This window comes from Qipengyuania sp. CAU 1752 (genome assembly GCF_054482615.1).
The window spans coordinates 2313813-2331928 of sequence record NZ_JBTLRE010000001.1 but is presented as its reverse complement, the minus strand read 5'-3'; the positions used below and the strand labels follow the sequence as shown (position 1 = coordinate 2331928).

The following is an 18116-nucleotide window of genomic DNA, read 5'->3' as shown; positions in this document are numbered from 1 at the left end:
CCCTCCCCCCCCCCCCCCCCCCCGATAACGGCCCCGTCCGGCGAGACCATCAGTTATCGGATCCCCAACAAGAACCAGTGCAAGGAATGCCACAGCCTCAATGATGCGGTCGTGCCGATCGGACCCAAGGCACGCAATCTTTCGGGGCAATGGCTGGATGAGATGGTCCGTGATGACCACCTCGATGCCGTCCCCAAAGTCTCCACTCGTCTGCCTATGTGGGAGGAGCGTGATGGACACCCCCTCGATACGGTTGCCCGCGCCTATCTCGATGTGAACTGCGCGCATTGCCACCAGCCGGGAGCAATGGCCTCCAACAGCGGGCTCGACCTCAGATGGGAGCAAGACAACCCGGTCAAGCTGGGTGTTGGCAAGCGCCCGGTTGCGGCCGGGCGAGGTTCGGGCGGACACGACTTCGATATTGATCCCGGCAATCCTAGCGGATCGATCATTGTTCACCGCATGGGCAGCACCGAACCCGGTGTGGCAATGCCCGAACTTGGAAAGTCTACTGTCGATGCCGAGGGATTGGCCGTGATCGAGCGCTGGATTGCAGGGATGTCTGGCTCATGAAACGCTTTGCCAAGACACTCGCGATCATCGTGGGGTTGCTCGTCATTGCCTTCCTGCTGTTGCGAGTGCCGGACACCGATCCGACTGAGATGCGCGTCAAATACGGTGGGGAGCCGTCGCAATTCGTGACCCTCGCCAATGGCCAGGAAGTGCACTTGCGCGACGAAGGCCCGCGTGATGCGCCGGCGATTGTCCTGCTGCACGGTTCCAATGCCGATCTGCACACATGGCAGCCCTGGGTCGACACCCTGCGGGATCGATACCGGGTCATTCGCTTCGACCAGATCGGCCACGGGCTGACAGGCGCGGCAATCGACCAGGACTATGCCAATGATCGCTATGTCGAGGCTATCGATCTCGTTGCTGACAAGCTTGACGTGGACCGGTTTGTCCTGGCTGGCAATTCGATGGGGGGTGGCATCGCGATGAGGTACGCTTTGGCCCGCTCGGAGCGGCTGAATGGACTTGTCCTGATCGATGCAAGCGGCGCGGACATCCCGCGCGAAGGCAGCGGGAACCTGGCTTTCAAGATAGCGCGACTGCGGGGGGTGGGGTCTGCGATGAGCCAGTTGCTGCCTCGCTCGCTGGTCGAGCGCAGCCTGTCACAAAGCGTTACCAACCAAAACATCGTCACCGATGCGGCGGTCGATCGCTATTGGGAAATGGCGCGCTATCCCGGGAACCGTGTGGCAACTCGCGCACGCTTCAGCAGGAACTACGAGCCCTTTGCAGCCGAACGCGTTGCAATGGTCAGCGTGCCGGTGCTGGTCATGTGGGGCGAGAAGGACGCACTGATCCCCTTTGCTGCAGCTGGTTGGTATATGGATCATCTGCCCAACGCCGAACTGGCCAGCTATCCGGATATCGGCCATTTGCCGATGGAGGAGACGCCTGTCCGATCCCTGCGCGACCTTCAGAACTGGCTCGTCAAAATCCTGCCTAACGCTGCAAGCGACGCCAACGCCGGATAAGACGGGCGGCTTGCTTGCCTCTCCGGGACGCGGCGCTAGTGTCGCGACATCGGGTTGGTGGGTATCCAGGTTCGTGGTGAAAGGGAGTTCGCGTGCGGAAATTGGGAATGATCGGGGGTATCAGCTGGATTTCTACCCGCACCTATTACGAGCAAATCAATCGGCTGGTACAGAAACGTGAAGGTCCGCGCGCTAGCCCGCCGCTGGTTATCGAAAGCCTCGACTTCCGTGACTTCTCGCGGCTCGAAACAGACGAGGAATGGAGCCGTGCAACCACATTGCTGGTTGAGGCGGCCAAGCGGCTGGAGCAGTCCGGGGCTGAAAATATCCTGATTACAGCGAATGCCATGCACCGCGCCTATGACGAGATTGTGGAGGCGATATCGATACCGGTCCTGCACATCGCCGACTGTACCGGTGCGCGGATGTCGGAAAAAGCTTCGCAGCAATCCGCCATCCTGGGAACGCGCGCGGTGATGACTGAAAGCTTCATGCGCGAGCGGCTGGTCTCGCACGGTGTCGACCTCATGCCGCCCGAACCAGGGCATGTCGAGCAGCTTGAGAGGTTGATCAGTGAAGAGTTGAAGCTGGGCAAGGCGAGCCGCGACGCGGAGCGTTCGCTCAAGTCGATCATAACCTGGTACGAACAGCATGGTGCGAAGTCGATCATCCTTGCCTGCACGGAGCTGGAACTAATTGTCGACGTCGATGCCAATGTCCTGCCGATCTACGACACGGCTCGCATCCACTGTGAAGGTGCGGTTGACTGGATTTGCGGCGAATAGTTGCGCGGTTTGGACTGAGGGTGGGCGGCCTAGACCAAGCCCTTTCTCCATGTTGCCCGATTGTTCCCGTTGCCGCGATTCAGGCGCATGCCTACACCAGCCGCGATGTCGCCTTCACCCCTCGCTTCCAATCCTGCCCGCAGCCGCGGTCGTGAGTTCGGTCATGCTCAGAGCGAAACGCGGGGTCCGCGCAGTGCATTCCAGCGTGACCGCGACCGGATTATCCACTCGATCGCCTTCCGGCGGCTGAAATCCAAGACACAGGTCTTCGTCGCGCCCGATGGCGATCACTACCGCACACGTCTGACACACAGCCTCGAAGTAGCGCAGATCGGCCGCGTCATTGCCCGCGCGCTCGGCCTCGACGAGGATCTGACGGAAGCCCTTTGCCTCGCGCACGATATCGGCCATCCGCCATTCGGCCATGCCGGGGAGAAGGCGCTGCACGATGCCGCCTTGCGGAATGGCGGGTTCGACCACAATGCACAGACGCTGCGGACACTGATGCGGCTCGAATGTCCCTATCCCCTGCACGATGGACTTAATTTGAGCTGGGAGGTGCTGGAAGGCCTGGCCAAGCACAACGGCCCGGTTATCGCCCCGCATCCAGCTCTGGCCGAGCTCGACTCCGATTTTTCGCTGGATCTGCCCCAATGGTCTTCGCTTGAAGCCCAGGTGGCTGCGGTGGCGGACGATATTGCCTATGACAATCACGATATCGATGACGGGCTGCGAGCAGGGTTTCTGGTGCTCGACGACCTGCTGACGATCGAATGGGTGGCCGACCAGTGGCGCGAGGTCGAAACGCGATTTCCTGCCGCACCGAGAGATCGACTGCTGCGTGAACTAGTGCGCAACCAGATTGGTGTGATGGTCAATGACGTGATCGCCCATACGCAATCGATGACCCGAAACATGCAGTGCAGCGACGATGTCCGCGCTGCTGACACGATGTCGGCAGGATTTTCGCCGTCGATGCATGAGCAGGAGCGGGGCCTGAAGGCATTCATGTACGAGCGGCTCTACTATCACGAGCAACAGGTCGAAGCGGCTGAAAAAGCGCGTGACGTTATTTCACGCCTGTTCGCGGCATACGACCAGGACCCGGATCTGATGGGCGGGCCGTGGACCCGGGACCTGCCCACCGAAGAGCCGTGGCGGTCGCGCCACATCGTCGATTACATCGCCGGCATGACCGATCGTTTTGCGCTAGAACAATGCCGACGGATCTACGGCCAAGCACCTGCTGGCCTGTCCAATGTCTAAGCGCATGATGTCCGCCAACGGCAAAAATGGATTTGCGCGCCATTCCGGTATAGGTCGCTGTTTAGACAATAACTATCGAATTGGTCGTCCATCATGACACCTGTGCGCATCGCCCTGATCGGAGCAACTGGCCTAATCGGCCAGGAGGTCCTGCGGCTGGCCGTGGGACGGGATGATTTGCGTATTGTGGGCATCGCCCGGCGGGAAGTACCCCTGCCTGAGGGCGCGCGGATGGAAGTGTTCGTGGCCGAACCGGACAAATGGGGTGATGCCTTGGCAGCAGCGCAACCCGACGCCCTGATCTGCAGTCTCGGCACCACCATGGCGAAAGCCGGTGGAAACAAGGACGAATTCCGGGCGGTTGATCGTGATCTGGTTCTTGCCACTGCCGAAGCGGCGCTGGCCTCCGGCGTGCAACGTATGGTCGCGATCAGCTCAGCCGGTGCCGAAGCCTACTCCAAGAATTTTTACCTGCAGGTCAAAGGTGAAACCGAAGCCAAGCTGTCCAAGCTCGAGTTTCTGCGACTTGACATCCTGCGTCCGGGCCTGCTTCGCGGGCACCGCGGCGGCGACCGGCGTACCGGAGAGCGACTGGCCATCATGGCCAGCCCCATCATCGACCTCTTCATGCATGGCCGTATGCGCTCGTTCCGCTCTATCCCCGCCACCAAGGTTGCCACGGCGGCTCTGGCGCTCGCCATGCGCAAGACGCGGGGCCGTTATGTACATGATAACGAGGGCATCCATCGCGCAGCGAATACGCTGCCAGTTCTCGAGCAGGCGGAATAGGGGCGCAAGCCATGTGGATTTCGCTGTTCGGGTTCGTCAACATAACAGCAATAGTCGCGTGGGCCATCCTCGCGCTCATGCCGCGTAAGCCGCTGTTGCTGGCTATGGTCCTGTATCTCGGTGTGGGAATGCTCTGCGTTATTTACGCCGTCGGCCTGATTGGTATCCTGACCGGCGGTTTTGATCCGGTCGGGCCGACTGAGGCGGCAGTCGATTTGATAACCCTGGAAGGGGTGCAGTCGATCTTTGCGTCACAAGGCGGCGCGGTAGTAGGTTGGACACATTATCTGGCGTTCGACCTGTTCGTCGGGCTCTGGATTGCGCGCGACGCCGACCAGAAGGACGTGGGCCGATTGTGGCAATTGCCGATCTTGGCGGCGACTTTCCTGGCCGGCCCCATCGGCCTGGCGGTATGGCTGCTGGGACGGGAAAAATTTCGAGGCCCACGCACGACTCCGTCGCCGCTCAGATCATTCAGATAACCCGATCGCCCGCTTCACCAACCGATTCGATATCGCGCCCAAGGCCTTTGACCGTATTGCAGGCGGTCGTGGTCGTTGCGATTGCAAAAATACCGAGCGCCAGCAGGGCTTTGCGTGTCTTGGTATGAGCCATGTGAAAATTCCTTGGTTAGGCAGATAGATACTAAACCGCCTTGGCAGCATCACGTTCCTGTAGATCGGCTGCGCGTTTTAGTCGATGCTCACGCCACGCGACGAGCATTCCGGCCGCGATAATGAGGGGCGCGCCAAACCATAGCGTCGAAGGTGGCAGTCGGTCGAACACCCACCAGCCAAACAGAATCGCCCAGATCAGTGAGGTATAGTCCATCAGCAGGATGGTCGCCGCTGACCCGAACCTGAGTGAGCTGGTCAGGAGCAATTGCGCTGTCGCTCCGCAAAGGGCCATTGCTACGATGATAAGCCAGGTCAGGGGATCGTGGCCCGTCAGGACAAACGGCAAGGTCACTGCGGCGAGGGGGGTAGTCAGTGCGGTGAACCAGAAGATGATGCCATATGGTGTTTCGGTGGTGTTGAGATCCTGGATCTGGAATGAAATCAGCGCCACCATGAATGCGGCGATGAGCCCGACCCCCACGCCGAGCAGATCGACCGAGCCGGCGCTGCCGGGTTGCATGACGATCACGACCCCCGCGAACCCCAGTGCGACCGCGCTCCAGCGATAGAACCCGATTTTTTCGCGGAACAGCACAAGCGCAAGCAGCACCGCAAATATGGGGGTTGTGAAACTGAGCGTTGTCGCTTCGGCGAGTGGCAAAAGGATCACCGCGCCGTAGACGAAGCCCATGCCTGTTATCCCGTAAATCGCCCTGCGGGCATGGGCGTCGAACCGTCTTGTCCGGATTTCGGCTAATCGGCCCAGCGCTGCCATCAGCAATACGACGGCGACAACGGTGATGGCCTGCCGCCAGAATATCAGTTCGAACAAGTGAACGCCGCGGGTCCCGGCCAATTTGACCAGCATCGCCATTGTCGACAGCGTCAGTGCTGTCAGCAGGCGCAAGCCCAGCGCTAGCAGGGGTCGGGGCAGGGCGACGGAACCATCCACCCGCGTGCCCCTAGTGCAACCGCGCGGTGATGCCCATATGGCAGCGCGATGGAATTTCTTGAGCGTGTAATCTTTGCCAGCGATGCCGAACTGCTCGCCCTATGGGGCGTGGGTCTCTTGATGGTTGCCGGATTCGCGACGCTGATGGAACGGCGCCGCATGAAACGCGCCCGAATCGACCGGGTGGGTTGGGTGCCGTGGTTCAGCCTGTTCTTCGTCAGCGTCATCATCGGCGGCGGCCTGCTGGCGCTGGCAATACCGGGAATGATGCAAGGCTGACCGAGCGAGTCTTAGAGGCAGGCTTCCAGGTAGGCCTGGTCGAACCCGAACTGGCGGGCCTTTTCCAGCGTATACGGACGCAGGCCGCTGGAGCGGAACTCGCCCAAGATCTTGCCGTCCTCGCTCTCGTCCAGATACTCGAACTTGAACAGTTCCTGCGTCACGATCACGTCGCCTTCCATCCCGATTACCTCGGTAACATTGGTGGTGCGGCGTGAACCGTCGCGAAGGCGCTTGACCTGAACGATCAAGTCGACACTTTCCGCGATTTGGCGTGAAATGGCTTCCTTGGGGATCTTGATGTCGCCCATGAGGATCATGTTCTCCATACGGCCAAGGCATTCGCGCGGGCTGTTGGCGTGCAACGTACACATCGAACCATCATGACCGGTGTTCATGGCGGCCAGAAGATCGAAACATTCCGCGCCACGAATCTCACCCAGGATGATGCGGTCAGGACGCATACGAAGGGCGTTTTTCACGAGGTCGCCGATGGTGATCGCGCCCTGGCCTTCGAGGTTGGGCGGGCGAGTTTCGAGCGGCAACCAGTGCGGCTGCTGCAAACGAAGCTCGGCCGCGTCCTCGATCGTCAGCACGCGCTCGCCCGGATCGATCATCTTCGACAGGGCGTTGAGCATTGTCGTCTTACCCGAACCGGTACCGCCCGAAATTACGATATTCATCCGGCACGCGCCCGCGATCTTGAGCGCGGTGCACATCTTCTCGCTCATCGAACCGAAGTCCTTGAGCATATCCAGCGTGATCGGTTTCTCGGAGAATTTACGAATCGAGATCGCCGTGCCCTTGAGCGAGAGCGGCGGGACGATGACGTTGACGCGGCTGCCGTCCTTGAGACGGGCGTCAGCCAGCGGCGTAGTCTGGTCGACGCGGCGGCCGACCTGGTTGACGATGCGCTGGGCGATCTGGAACAGGTGCTGTTCGTCGCGGAACCGGATCGGCGCGATGGTCAGCTTGCCGTTTTTCTCGATATAGGTCTGGTCGGGTCCATTGACCATGATGTCGGAGACGTCGGGGTCATTGAGCAATTCTTCGAGCGGGCCGAAACCGAGCAGCTCGTCGATAAGAACCTTTTCGAGCGCGAATTGTTCGCGACGGTTGAGCGTGACCTTGAGTTCGGCCAGCACTTCCATGATGATCGGCCGGAATTCCTCCGACAGCTCTTCCTTGCTGAGAGTGGCAGCTGCTTCCGGATCGACGCGTTCGAGCAGGCGGGGTAGGACCTGTTCCTTGATCTTATGGACGCTGGCTTCGAAGCCACCGACATCCTGCGCTTCGTGAACCGCGTTGGCGCGATCCGCGAGCCGGGTCATCGCGTCGTCTTTGTTTGGAGCAGAGGGAGAAGCGGGCGCTTCGCCTGCGTTTCCACCGTCTCCGGGGAGGGGCGGGAACTGTTCGCCGCCTGGCGGTGGCGCTTCTTCCGACTTTTTGGCGCTGCCACCCCGCATGGGGCGGGCAACACCGAATGCGGGACGGCTACCGGGTGCCATACCTCCTGGCCCGTTCTTGCGTCCGAATGCACTCATTTCCTGTCCCCCAGGCTCATCACAATAGATTTCGTCGGACTGCCTAGCCTGCGAACTCGCAAATTTGGCCTTCCGGGAATTCGTGAATAGGTCGGAAACCTTATTTTTTTCCTAAAGCGAGCCTTTCGCCGACCCTTGCATCGAACCTGCCGCGAGTGTGCAGAACCGCACTCCTCCTAGGGTTGTGAAAGTAAATATTGCTTAACTCCGAATGCTTAATAGCCATCCGCATGAGTGCATCATTTCCCACTTCTCGCGTACCGGCCATGGGCCTTCGCTTGGCCCATGGTGCGCCTGTATGGATCGGCATCGCTCTGGGGGTCATCATGCCGGTTGTCTCGGCGCTGGTCTATCCGACCTACATGCACCAGATGGAGGTGCCGGCTCTGGAAATTTCCCGATTGCTGGAACTGCCCTTCGTGGTGTTCGAGTTGGCGATCATCTTTTATGCCTATCGCTGCGGAATGGACCGCAGCGCCGCATGGCAGGCTTTACCTCGTGACATAAAGTTCGCGGCGGTGGTTCTGCTGGTCGGAGTATTCGCAAGCAGCATCACGCTGTCAGCCAAACCGGCCTTTTCGCTTACCATGTCATTGATAACGGTGATCCACCTCCTGTTTGCTCTCGCAGCCGTACATCTTTTACGCGGTCACACTGCACGGGACCGAAGCGTGTTCCTGCTGATTTTGGGCACCGGGCTGGGAGTACTGGCCGCCTATACCGCTTGGCGTTTCGCCTTCCCGCCGCCTGCCAGGGAAGTGCTGGGCGGTGTGATCGAATGGCACGCCGCCGTTCCGGGCTTTATCAGCGTACGACACTTCGGGGCCTGGACCGGGGCGATCACTGCGGCATTTGCCATACGCATCCTGTATTTCCGCCCCGGCGCGCCACTGGGTTGGGACCACCTGCTCTATTTTCTGGCAGCGGCGCTGACCATCTGGTCGGGGACACGCGCAGCGATCCTGGCAATCGTCGTCGCATTCGTGGCGATCGCGCTGATCCAGCGCCGTCTGCCAAGCATACGCGATATCGGCATAGCAGCAATCCTGACAGGGCTGGGGATGTGCGTCGCCTGGTGGTTCATTCCCGATGACAGCGCGTTCTACCTTGTTGCCCCAGTCGATCTCGTCAGTAAGGATATTGCCGGCGGACGAGGCGCGCTGTGGGCGGCAACCTTTTCACGCTGGCTTGATTCTCCGATTTTGGGTTGGGGCTCGGGCTCGACCTTCTGGGAGGTGTTCACCGGCTGGACTCATACCCAGCCGCACAATGTCTTGCTGCAATTCCTGATTTCCTGGGGCGCTATCGGAGCGGCGGGCGGGTTGTGGTTGCTGGTCAGAGCTACGATTGCCGCTCACCGTACTGGTCGGGCAGATCCGCAGAGGCTGGCCCTGCTGGCCATGCTCAATGCGCTGCTATTCCAAAGCCTATTCGAAGGCATGTTGCATTATCCTCGCTTCATTACTGCGATAATCGTCCTTTTTGCGTTACTACTGCCAAGCGCCACCGAAAGTGGATCGCAACGGCCAGTGGATTGACGCTTGCACCGGCGCGGCGAAATTGTATCGCCGCCCCATCTGCCGCATCTGGCAGGAATTTCCGGAGCCAGACCTTGCGCCAGGACGATCGCAGCGGCTTGCTGTTTGCCCTTACAGGATTCGTGATCCTCTCCCTCGGCGATGCCGTGATCAAGACGATGGCTGGCGCATGGTCACCGATCGCTGTAGCTGCCCTGCGTTTTGCCATCGGTGCGGCGGGCCTCTCGGTCTTGCTGGTGATGCGGGAAGGACTCGGAGGCTTTCGACCTCGCCGTCCGCTGTTGCAATTGGGCCGCGGCCTGTCTCTCGCCGGCGCAACCCTATGTTTTTTCATCTCGATATTTGTAATGCCGCTGGCCGAGGCGACCGCGCTGGTCTTTCTCGCACCGATCCTGACAGCGTTGTTGAGCGGGCCAGTACTGGGCGAGACGGTGCGGCGGGCCACCTGGTTCGCTTCGCTTGCTGCGTTCACGGGTGTGATCGTGATCTTGCGGCCCAATTTGGCGCAACTCGGCCTCGTTGCCCTGCTACCGGTGGGCGCTGCCTTTTTCATGGCCATGCTTATGATCGCCAACCGCGCTTCGGCTGGCGATGGCAGCCCGCTGTCGATGCAGGTTTTTATGGCGGCTACGGCGGCGCCGGTGTTGGCAATCGCCGCATTCATCGGCCGGGCCAGTGGGGCCGAAGCCCTCGACTTCGGGGTGCCAGAGGTCGACGTGGTCCTGCGCTGTGCCATCGTTGCCTTGACGGCAAGCACAGCGCACTGGCTGATTTTCCACGGTACTGCACGCGCCGGAGCATCAACCATTGCACCGATGACATACGTACAATTGTTGGTCGCGAGTACGCTGGGATGGTGGTGGTTCGGTGATAGACCCGATGCCGGGACGTGGATTGGCGCTGCCATCATTATTGCTGCCGGGCTTTACCTGTGGCGCGACGGTCAATCACGAAGCGGTCGCCCCGCGAGGATCGTCCAGAGGTAAGTTCAGCCGGACGTGAAATTTGACGCGATGGAACGTGGTGTCACGGGTGCAAATCGTTTAGCGACCCGAACAATCGATGAATGAACCGCGACGAGGCTCGCGGCTAGACGGGAATGACAGATTATGTGCGGCATTATCGGGATCGTGAGCCAGACGCCGGTTACCGAGCGGCTGGTCGATGGCCTTAAACGGATGGAATACCGCGGCTACGACAGCGCCGGTGTCTGCACTATCGATGAATCCGCGCTGATACGTCGACGCGCAAGTGGCAAGCTGGCCAATCTGACGGCCGAACTGGCCGATCATCCCGCTCCAGGCACGATTGGCATTGCCCACACCCGTTGGGCAACGCACGGTGCGCCAACCGAGAATAACGCCCATCCGCATGCGACAAAGGAAGTCGCGCTGGTGCACAATGGCATCATCGAGAACTTCAAGTCGTTACGGCAGGAATTACTCGATTCCGGACGCAAGCTCGAGAGCGAAACCGACAGCGAAGTGGTCGCGCACCTGATCAGCCGCGAGTTTGAGTCCGGTAGTACGCCAAGCGAGGCGGTGAAGACTGTATTGCCCCGCCTGCGCGGCGCTTTTGCCCTCGCCATCGCGTTTCGCCAGCATCCCGATATGCTGATCGGCGCGCGGCTCGGGTCGCCACTGGTCGTAGGTTATGGCGATGGCGAAATGTTTCTTGGTTCCGATGCCTTGGCGCTTGCGCCTTTGACCCAGCGGATCTCCTACCTCGAGGAGGGCGACTGGGTCATCATTACCCGCGATGGCGCCGAGATATATGACAATGAAAACAAGAAGGTGGAACGCCCCATCGTGGCCTCCGGTGCCTCTGCTGCAGCGATCGAGAAGGGCAATTACCGCCACTTCATGCAGAAAGAGATTTTCGAGCAGCCGACCGTGGTGGCGCAGACCCTCAACTCCTATGTCCGGCAGTCCGACGAAAGCGTGGCCTTGCCGCAAATCGATTTCGACCTGACCGCGATCAAGCGCATCACCATCGTCGCTTGCGGCACTTCCTACTACGCCGGGATGGTGGCCAAATACTGGATCGAAACCTTCGCCCGCGTCCCGGTCGACATCGATGTCGCGAGCGAGTTTCGTTATCGCGATCCGGTGCTCGAAGACGGCGGGCTCGCGATCTTCATTTCGCAGAGCGGGGAAACCGCCGACACGCTCGCTGCGTTGCGCCATTGCAAGGAGAAGGGCCAAACCATCGCCGCCGTGGTCAACGTTCCTACCAGCACCATGGCGCGCGAGGCCGACTTGCTTCTGCCGACCCATGCCGGTCCCGAAATAGGCGTGGCCTCGACCAAGGCGTTTACCTGCCAGCTGGCGGTCCTCGCGGCCCTCGCAGCCCATCTGGCTGTCAAGAACGGCCACATGAGCCGGGTCGAAGAGCAAGAGGTCGTCCGCCACCTGATTGAGGCTCCGGCATGCCTCAATGCCGCGCTCGACCATGATGACGATATTGCCGCCATGGCGCCGTTGATCGCACCGGCGCGCGATGTCCTTTATCTGGGCCGCGGACCAGACTTTCCACTCGCACTGGAAGGCGCTCTTAAACTCAAGGAAATCAGCTATATACACGCTGAGGGTTACGCCAGTGGAGAGATGAAGCACGGTCCCATTGCGCTGATTGACGAGGATGTGCCGGTGATCGTGTTGGCGCCATCAGGGCCACTGTTTGAAAAGACCGTCTCCAATATGCAGGAAGTGCGCGCCCGTGGGGGGCAGGTGGTGCTCATTTCCGACGCCGATGGGCTGGCCGAGGCAGGGGAAGGATGTCTGGCAACGATCGAGATGCCCAAGGTCCACCCCCTGATCGCTCCGCTGGTCTATGCCGTTCCGGTGCAATTGCTGGCCTATCACGTGGCAGTCGTCAAAGGGACCGATGTTGATCAGCCCCGCAATCTCGCCAAGTCGGTGACCGTCGAATAACCTTCAGCAGCGAGCCGATCTGACGAGCAAAAAGCAAGTTCCGCCAACGCTCGGAATTGAGCTGATACTTTACTTCGGAATAACCTTTGAGGCTTAACGCTGAGGGGGTGAGCGAAAATCCATCCCAAGCGTTGCCGATTCCGGTAAAATTGCCCCTGCTCGCCTTGCTTGGCTTCAAGGATACCGAGGGGGCGGACTGGGCGCGTTTGCGCGCCTTGCAATACGGCCATGTTGGGCGTCACATTTACCTTCGCCTGGCAGCGCATATCCTGACCGGTCTAGTGTTCGCGTGGGCAACTTGGTCGATATTGCCGCCACTAGCGCTTGCGGGCTGGAGTGCAGCATTGCTGGCGGCACTCTATTTCATTGCTTCGCAGACCCGCAGTCTGCGCAAAATCGAGAGGCATCGCCTCACGCGCAAAGACGCGGCCCGTCATAGCACCAGCACCGTCTTCAGTGCCACTGTGTGGGCCGCGACCCTTCCGCTCGGCGCGATTTTTGGTTCGCCGCAGGATCTGGTGATGATCTGGGCAGTCGTTTCGGTTGTACCCGCTGGCGCCGCCGTGATGCTCGCCGCGGCTCCGCTCGGGGCGATAACCTATCTTGTCATTGTCGGGCTGTCCGCTGTGCTCACGCTGTCAGTGGCAGGGCATTTTCATCTTGCCGCAGCGGCGATCCTGCTGGTCGGAATCGTTGGATTCGGCGTCGCCACGAGGGCGCAAGCTTTCCTGCGTGGGGCTGTTGCTGAGGAAGGCATGGCCGAACGCAACGAGGTTGTTTCCCTGTTGCTGCGCGAGTTCGAAGAGAACGAAGCTGACTGGTTATGGCAGGTCGACACCAATCGCCAGGTTCGTTCTGCCAGCCCTCGCTTTGCCTTTGCCCTCGGCCGTGAACCGGGAGACGTTGAAGGCAAGCCATTCCTGCAGTTAATTGCCGGGCCGGGCTGGTCGACGGGCCAGCTCCCTACCAGCCTGCATGATCTCGCAGAACGGTTGAAACTGCGTGAAAGCTTTTCCAACCTGCTGGTGAAGGTGACGATCGATAATGAAGACCGTTGGTGGGAGTTGTCAGGCACACCTATGCTTGACGAGCGCGGACGCCATCTGGGGTTCCGCGGGGTCGGCAGCGATGTAACCGAGCAACGCAAGTCTTCCGAAAAGATCGCGTTTCTCGCGCGCTATGACACGCTGACCGAACTGCCCAATCGGTTGATGCTGAACGAGTCCCTCGGGGAGGCCATGCGCTATGCCAAGCAATGGCGTTCGCGCTGCGCTTTCCTGATGCTCGACCTCGATCGCTTCAAGGCTGTCAACGACTCGCTGGGACACCTGGTCGGTGACCGGCTGCTGGCGCAGGTGTCTGCACGCCTCAAGGAAACCCTAACCGAAAACGAGATGGTAGGTCGGCTAGGTGGCGACGAATTCGCTGTGGTAATCCGCGATGCGACCGATTCCGAGCAGGTCGAGCAGGTCGCGCGCAAGATCATCCATCGCCTCTCGCAACCGTATGAAGTTGATCACCATACGCTTTTCGTTGGAGCCAGCGTCGGCTCTGCAATCGCCCCAGGTGACGGTAAGAGCGTGGAAGAACTGATGCGCAACGCGGACCTCGCGCTGTATCGCGCCAAGGATCTGGGTGGCGGCGAACATTGCCGATACGAACCTTCGCTCCACAGATCGGCCGAGGAACGCCGCAAGCTCGAACTTTCGCTGCGCAAGGCGCTTGAGCGGGAAGAAATGACGCTCGCATTCCAGCCGGTTGTCGATGCCAATACCGAAGACATCGTCTCGTTCGAGGCCTTGCTGCGCTGGAACAGCAGCGAGCATGGATCTGTCAGCCCGGCCAAGTTCGTACCGCTTGCCGAAGACACTCGCCTGATTGTGCCGATCGGTATTTGGGTTCTGGAACAGGCCTGCATCGAGGCGGCCAACTGGCCCGAGCGCACCAAGGTCAATGTAAATGTCTCACCCGAGCAGCTCATCGAACCCGATTTTGCGGCCAGTGTGGTGCGAGCGCTGGCAATGAGCGGCCTCGACGCGAGTCGCCTAGAAATCGAGGTGACAGAGAGCATCTTCCTGCGCGATGCCGATGTCGCGCGCGTCGCTCTCGAAGAGGTCATGGCGCTTGGCTGCCAGGTCGCTCTCGACGATTTCGGGACCGGCTATTCCTCGCTTGGCTATCTGCGCAAGCTGCAGTTCTCAACCATCAAGGTTGACCGCAGTTTCGTGCAGGGGGCAGCGCAGGGAAGCAAGGAAAGCATCGCCATCATTCGCGCCGTGATCGCAATGGCCGATAGTCTTGAAATGACGACCACTGCGGAAGGTGTCGAAGATGCCGAGGAAGCGGAGCTGATCCGCAAACTGGGCTGTACCAAGATCCAGGGCTATTATTTCGGTCGCCCAATGCCCGGCAAAGACGCTCGAGCTTTGTTCGCTCGCCGCGACCGACTGACTGCCTGAGCGATCAGCGATCAGGCAGTTGCGAGCCGTTCCAGCGCTGTCTTGAAGAGAGCGAGACCGTCGGTCCCGCCATGGGCTGGATCGACTGCCCGTTCAGGGTGCGGCATCATGCCGAGCACATTGCCCGATGCGTTGAGTATCCCTGCGATATTGCGCTGCGAACCATTGGCATTAGCGAGATAGCGGAAAGCTACACGACCATCACCCTCGATCCGGTCCAGTGTCTGATCGTCGGCAAAATAATTGCCGTCATGATGCGCGACAGGGATGTGGATGGTCTGGCCAGCCTTGTAGCCTGCCGTGAACAGCGATCCGGTTTCAACGACTTCGAGCGGCACCGTGCGACAGATGAATGTCTGCCGCGCGTTGCGCATCAATGCGCCGGGTAGCAATCCGCTCTCGGTCAAAATCTGGAAACCATTGCACACGCCCAGCACGGGGACCCCGCGCTTCGCCTCTGCGATTACAGCGCGCATGATCGGGCTGTTGGCCGCCATCGCGCCCGAACGCAGGTAGTCGCCGTAGGAAAACCCGCCAGGCAGGGCGATAAAATCGAGATTGGCAGGCAATTCGCTATCGCCATGCCAAACGCGGATCGGAGCGATGCCGCTGGCGCGTTCGAGCGCGACCGCCATGTCGCGATCGCAATTGGAGCCGGGGAAGGTAACTACTGCCAGTTTCATGGCGCGTCAGTCCGCCTTCTCAATGCGGTAGTTTTCGATCACCGTATTGGCGAGCAGTGTCTCGCACATACGTTCGAGCGCTTCATCGCTCGTGCTGTCGGCAACCTCGAGCTCGATCAGTCGACCGATCCGAACGTCCTTCACCCCGTCAAACCCCAATCCCTCGAGCGCGTGATGGACAGCACGCCCCTGCGGATCGAGCACGCCGGGCTTGAGGCTCACGTGGATGCGGACTTTCATGTCTGGACTCCGTTACCGCCTACTGGGCAGGCAATTGGGTGTGCCTATAGCGATCCCGCGTCAGGTCGCAATCCCGCACAAAGCGCCGATCCACGCCGAATAGCGTAACATTCAGGCGACACCTCTGCGAGAATCGCGATGCTAAATCAGGAAATCAGGGGTCCACGCCGCTTTGCGATATCGCTTCGTTAACCAAAAACCGCCAGAGAGCTGCCTAAGGGTTTTTACTCGGCCTAAACCACAATCCGCGAGGATATCATGACAAGAAGTCGCAAAATTCGTTCCGTACTCGTCTCCGCCAGCGTCGCTGCGATCGCATACGCGAGCCCTGCCATTGCGCAGGACGCTAACGAGAGCACCGCTGAAACGCAGGGCACCGGCCTTGGCACCATCATCGTCACTGCCAACCGGCGTGAGGAGAACTTGCAGGACGTGGCGATTTCGGCCGCGACGCTGCAAGAAGATCGCGTGCAGTCGCTGTTCGCATCGGGTGCGGACAATACCGCCCTTTCGGGTCAGGTCCCCGGCCTGTTCGTGGAAAGTTCCAATGGTCGCGCTGCTCCGCGCTTTTATATTCGCGGGCTGGGCAATACCGACTTCGATCTTGCCGCATCGCAACCGGTGTCGGTGATCATGGATGAAGTCGTGCTTGAGAACGTGACGCTCAAGAGCTTCCCTATCTTCGACGTTGAACGTATCGAAGTCCTGCGCGGGCCGCAGGGTACGCTGTTCGGTCGCAATACGCCGGCGGGCATCGTGAAGATCGATACCAAGAAGCCCACTTACGAGCCGCAAGCGCAGGCCTCGCTCAGCGTAGGCACGCTGGGCACAGTGGCGTTCGATTTCGGCGTCGGTGCCGCGCTGGTCGACGATGTCGTCGCGGTGCGCCTGTCGGGCCTTTATCAACGTCGCGGCGATTGGGTCGACAACGGGTTTACCGGACAGGACGATGTGCTCGGCGGGTTTGAGGATTCGGCCGTGCGCGCCCAGGTTCTCATCGAACCGACTGAGCGGCTTTTGTTCCTAGTCAACGCGCAATACCGCGACCTCGAGGGAACCTCGACGCTGTTCCGGGCCAATATCCTTGGGCCGGGCGACAACAAGCTTAACCAGAATTACGACCGTGACACCGTGTTTTACGATGCTGGCGGCGGCAACCAGGCGCGTTACGAGACCTTCGGGATCTCGGGCACGATGACCTATGAGGCCGACGTCGCGACGCTGACCTCGATCACTTCGTTCTATGACAGTGAAGGTTCGAGCCGAGGCGATATCGACGGCGGTTTCGGAGCCTCCTTTGCGCCTCCGTTTGGCCCCGGTTTCATTCCGTTCCCTGCCGATACGCAGGATTCGATCGATCTCACCCAGACCACCCACGAAGTGCGGCTGGCCTCCAACTCCGACGGCCCATTCACTTGGCAGGTCGGCGCCTACGGGTTCTGGAGCGATTTCACCGTTACCACGGTCGGGTTTACCTTCCCGCCGCCTGTGACCGTGCGTCATCGGAACGATGCCTGGGCGGCATTTGGACAGGTGACTGGACAGCTCAGCGAGTCGGTCCGCGTGACCGGCGGCCTGCGCTATACCGAGGATGACAAGCGCTTTATCGTCGTTTCGGGCTCCACCCCGCAGCCGCGAGGTGTTGAAGATGAGCGCCTGACTTGGGACTTGAGCGCTTTCCTCGATGTGTCCGAAGAAGCGAGCGTTTACGCCCGTGTCGCCAGCGGTTTCCGCGCCCCTACGATCCAGGGACGAGACGTTGCGTTCTTTTCCCCGCCATCGATTGCGACGTCCGAAAAAATCATGTCCTACGAGGCAGGTTTCAAGTCGCAATTCGCGGATAATCGCGTGCGTCTGAACGGTGCTGTTTTCTATTACACGGTCGACGATCCGCAGTTCACCGCGGTGGGCGGCGGGGGTAACCTCGTCCAGCTCGTCAATGCGAACAAGGGCACGGGCCTCGGCTTCGAACTCGACAGCGCGTTCCAGCCGACGGAGTATCTGACCTTCACCGCCGGGATCGCGTGGAACGATACCGAGATCAAGGATGATACGCTGGCCGTGGGCATCTGCGCGCAGTGCACGGTGACCGACCCACTGGTCATGATCGGCGGAAATACGCGCGCACTGGTGGATGGCAATCCGTTCCCCAATGCTCCCGAGTTTACCGCCGACATCACCGCCGAACTGACTATTCCGGTCGGCGTTGATCATCGGGTATTCCTGTTCACCGACTGGCAGTACCAGGGCGCGACCAATTTCTTCCTCTACGAGAGCCTCGAGTTCAACGCTGACAGCCAGATCGAAGGTGGCCTGCAGATCGGCTACGGCCACATTGATGGTGACTGGGAACTGGCGCTGTTCGCCCGCAACATCACCAATGAGCACAATGTGCGCGGCGGGATCGATTTCAACAACAACACTGCTTTCGTCAACGATCCGCGGATCATCGGCATCTCGGCACGCGTCAACTACTAGACGCAGCAG

At 60.2% G+C, this 18116-nt stretch carries 16 protein-coding genes and 1 pseudogene; 12 read left to right on the top strand and 5 right to left on the bottom strand.

Annotated features, from left to right (window positions below; all coding sequences use genetic code 11):
- The 6 genes and pseudogenes from ACXYL9_RS11390 to ACXYL9_RS11365 all read left to right on the top strand — a co-directional run.
- A pseudogene (locus tag ACXYL9_RS11390) lies at positions 1 to 573 on the top strand (SO2930 family diheme c-type cytochrome); the annotation flags it as partial.
- The gene (locus ACXYL9_RS11385) at positions 570 to 1544 is read left to right on the top strand and encodes an alpha/beta fold hydrolase (RefSeq protein WP_459039609.1); all 975 of its coding nucleotides are present in this window, start codon (positions 570 to 572) and stop codon (positions 1542 to 1544) included. The pseudogene ACXYL9_RS11390 and the gene ACXYL9_RS11385, both read left to right, overlap by 4 nt.
- A 107-nt stretch (positions 1545 to 1651) precedes the next feature.
- Positions 1652 to 2329, top strand: coding sequence for an aspartate/glutamate racemase family protein (locus tag ACXYL9_RS11380; protein WP_459039608.1), 678 nt, complete (start codon positions 1652 to 1654; stop codon positions 2327 to 2329).
- Between the two features lie 105 nt (positions 2330 to 2434).
- Positions 2435 to 3595 (top strand): deoxyguanosinetriphosphate triphosphohydrolase, encoded by a 1161-nt coding sequence (locus ACXYL9_RS11375; protein ID WP_459039896.1) that lies wholly within the window; start codon positions 2435 to 2437, stop codon positions 3593 to 3595.
- 93 nt (positions 3596 to 3688) lie between these two features.
- Positions 3689 to 4384, top strand: a complete 696-nt coding sequence (locus ACXYL9_RS11370) for an NAD(P)H-binding protein (RefSeq protein WP_459039607.1) — start codon at positions 3689 to 3691, stop codon at positions 4382 to 4384.
- Positions 4385 to 4395: 11 nt separating this feature from the next.
- On the top strand, positions 4396 to 4866 hold the full coding sequence (locus ACXYL9_RS11365) for an ABA4-like family protein (RefSeq protein ID WP_459039606.1): 471 nt from the start codon (positions 4396 to 4398) through the stop codon (positions 4864 to 4866).
- Here the strand turns inward: ACXYL9_RS11365 and ACXYL9_RS11360 are convergent.
- Together ACXYL9_RS11360 and ACXYL9_RS11355 are read right to left on the bottom strand one after the other, a co-directional pair.
- Positions 4859 to 4999: an entericidin A/B family lipoprotein gene (locus ACXYL9_RS11360; protein WP_459039605.1), complete on the bottom strand. Its 141-nt coding sequence runs from the start codon at positions 4997 to 4999 to the stop codon at positions 4859 to 4861. The genes ACXYL9_RS11365 and ACXYL9_RS11360 overlap by 8 nt on opposite strands.
- Before the next feature lie 30 nt (positions 5000 to 5029).
- Entirely contained in the window at positions 5030 to 5953 is a 924-nt protein-coding gene (locus tag ACXYL9_RS11355; protein ID WP_459039604.1) for a DMT family transporter, read from the bottom strand.
- Positions 5954 to 6001: 48 nt separating this feature from the next.
- Here ACXYL9_RS11355 and ACXYL9_RS11350 point away from each other — a divergent pair, with 48 nt between their 5' ends.
- Positions 6002 to 6232 (top strand): hypothetical protein, encoded by a 231-nt coding sequence (locus ACXYL9_RS11350; RefSeq protein WP_459039603.1) that lies wholly within the window; start codon positions 6002 to 6004, stop codon positions 6230 to 6232.
- 11 nt (positions 6233 to 6243) lie between these two features.
- On the opposite strand, the gene ACXYL9_RS11345 is transcribed toward ACXYL9_RS11350, so the two are convergent.
- Entirely contained in the window at positions 6244 to 7776 is a 1533-nt protein-coding gene (locus tag ACXYL9_RS11345; protein ID WP_459039602.1) for a CpaF family protein, read from the bottom strand.
- A 230-nt stretch (positions 7777 to 8006) separates the two neighbouring features.
- Here ACXYL9_RS11345 and ACXYL9_RS11340 point away from each other — a divergent pair, with 230 nt between their 5' ends.
- From ACXYL9_RS11340 to ACXYL9_RS11325, 4 genes are all read left to right on the top strand, one after another.
- On the top strand, positions 8007 to 9314 hold the full coding sequence (locus ACXYL9_RS11340; protein WP_459039601.1) for an O-antigen ligase family protein: 1308 nt from the start codon (positions 8007 to 8009) through the stop codon (positions 9312 to 9314).
- A gap of 74 nt (positions 9315 to 9388) precedes the next feature.
- Positions 9389 to 10300 carry a DMT family transporter gene (locus ACXYL9_RS11335; protein WP_459039600.1) on the top strand — a complete coding sequence of 304 codons (912 nt, stop codon included), beginning with the start codon at positions 9389 to 9391 and terminating at the stop codon, positions 10298 to 10300.
- 123 nt (positions 10301 to 10423) lie between these two features.
- On the top strand, positions 10424 to 12247 hold the full coding sequence (glmS, locus tag ACXYL9_RS11330) for a glutamine--fructose-6-phosphate transaminase (isomerizing) (RefSeq protein WP_459039599.1): 1824 nt from the start codon (positions 10424 to 10426) through the stop codon (positions 12245 to 12247).
- Between the two features lie 107 nt (positions 12248 to 12354).
- On the top strand, positions 12355 to 14706 hold the full coding sequence (locus ACXYL9_RS11325; RefSeq protein ID WP_459039598.1) for a putative bifunctional diguanylate cyclase/phosphodiesterase: 2352 nt from the start codon (positions 12355 to 12357) through the stop codon (positions 14704 to 14706).
- Between the two features lie 11 nt (positions 14707 to 14717).
- Here the strand turns inward: ACXYL9_RS11325 and purQ are convergent, their stop codons facing one another.
- Both purQ and purS read right to left on the bottom strand, forming a co-directional pair.
- The gene (gene purQ, locus ACXYL9_RS11320) at positions 14718 to 15389 is read right to left on the bottom strand and encodes a phosphoribosylformylglycinamidine synthase subunit PurQ (protein ID WP_459039597.1); all 672 of its coding nucleotides are present in this window, start codon (positions 15387 to 15389) and stop codon (positions 14718 to 14720) included.
- A 6-nt stretch (positions 15390 to 15395) separates the two neighbouring features.
- The gene (gene purS / locus ACXYL9_RS11315) at positions 15396 to 15629 is read right to left on the bottom strand and encodes a phosphoribosylformylglycinamidine synthase subunit PurS (protein WP_459039596.1); all 234 of its coding nucleotides are present in this window, start codon (positions 15627 to 15629) and stop codon (positions 15396 to 15398) included.
- A 258-nt stretch (positions 15630 to 15887) separates the two neighbouring features.
- Here purS and ACXYL9_RS11310 point away from each other — a divergent pair, with 258 nt between their 5' ends.
- Entirely contained in the window at positions 15888 to 18107 is a 2220-nt protein-coding gene (locus tag ACXYL9_RS11310; protein ID WP_459039595.1) for a TonB-dependent receptor, read from the top strand.
- Positions 18108 to 18116 lie beyond the last annotated feature (9 nt).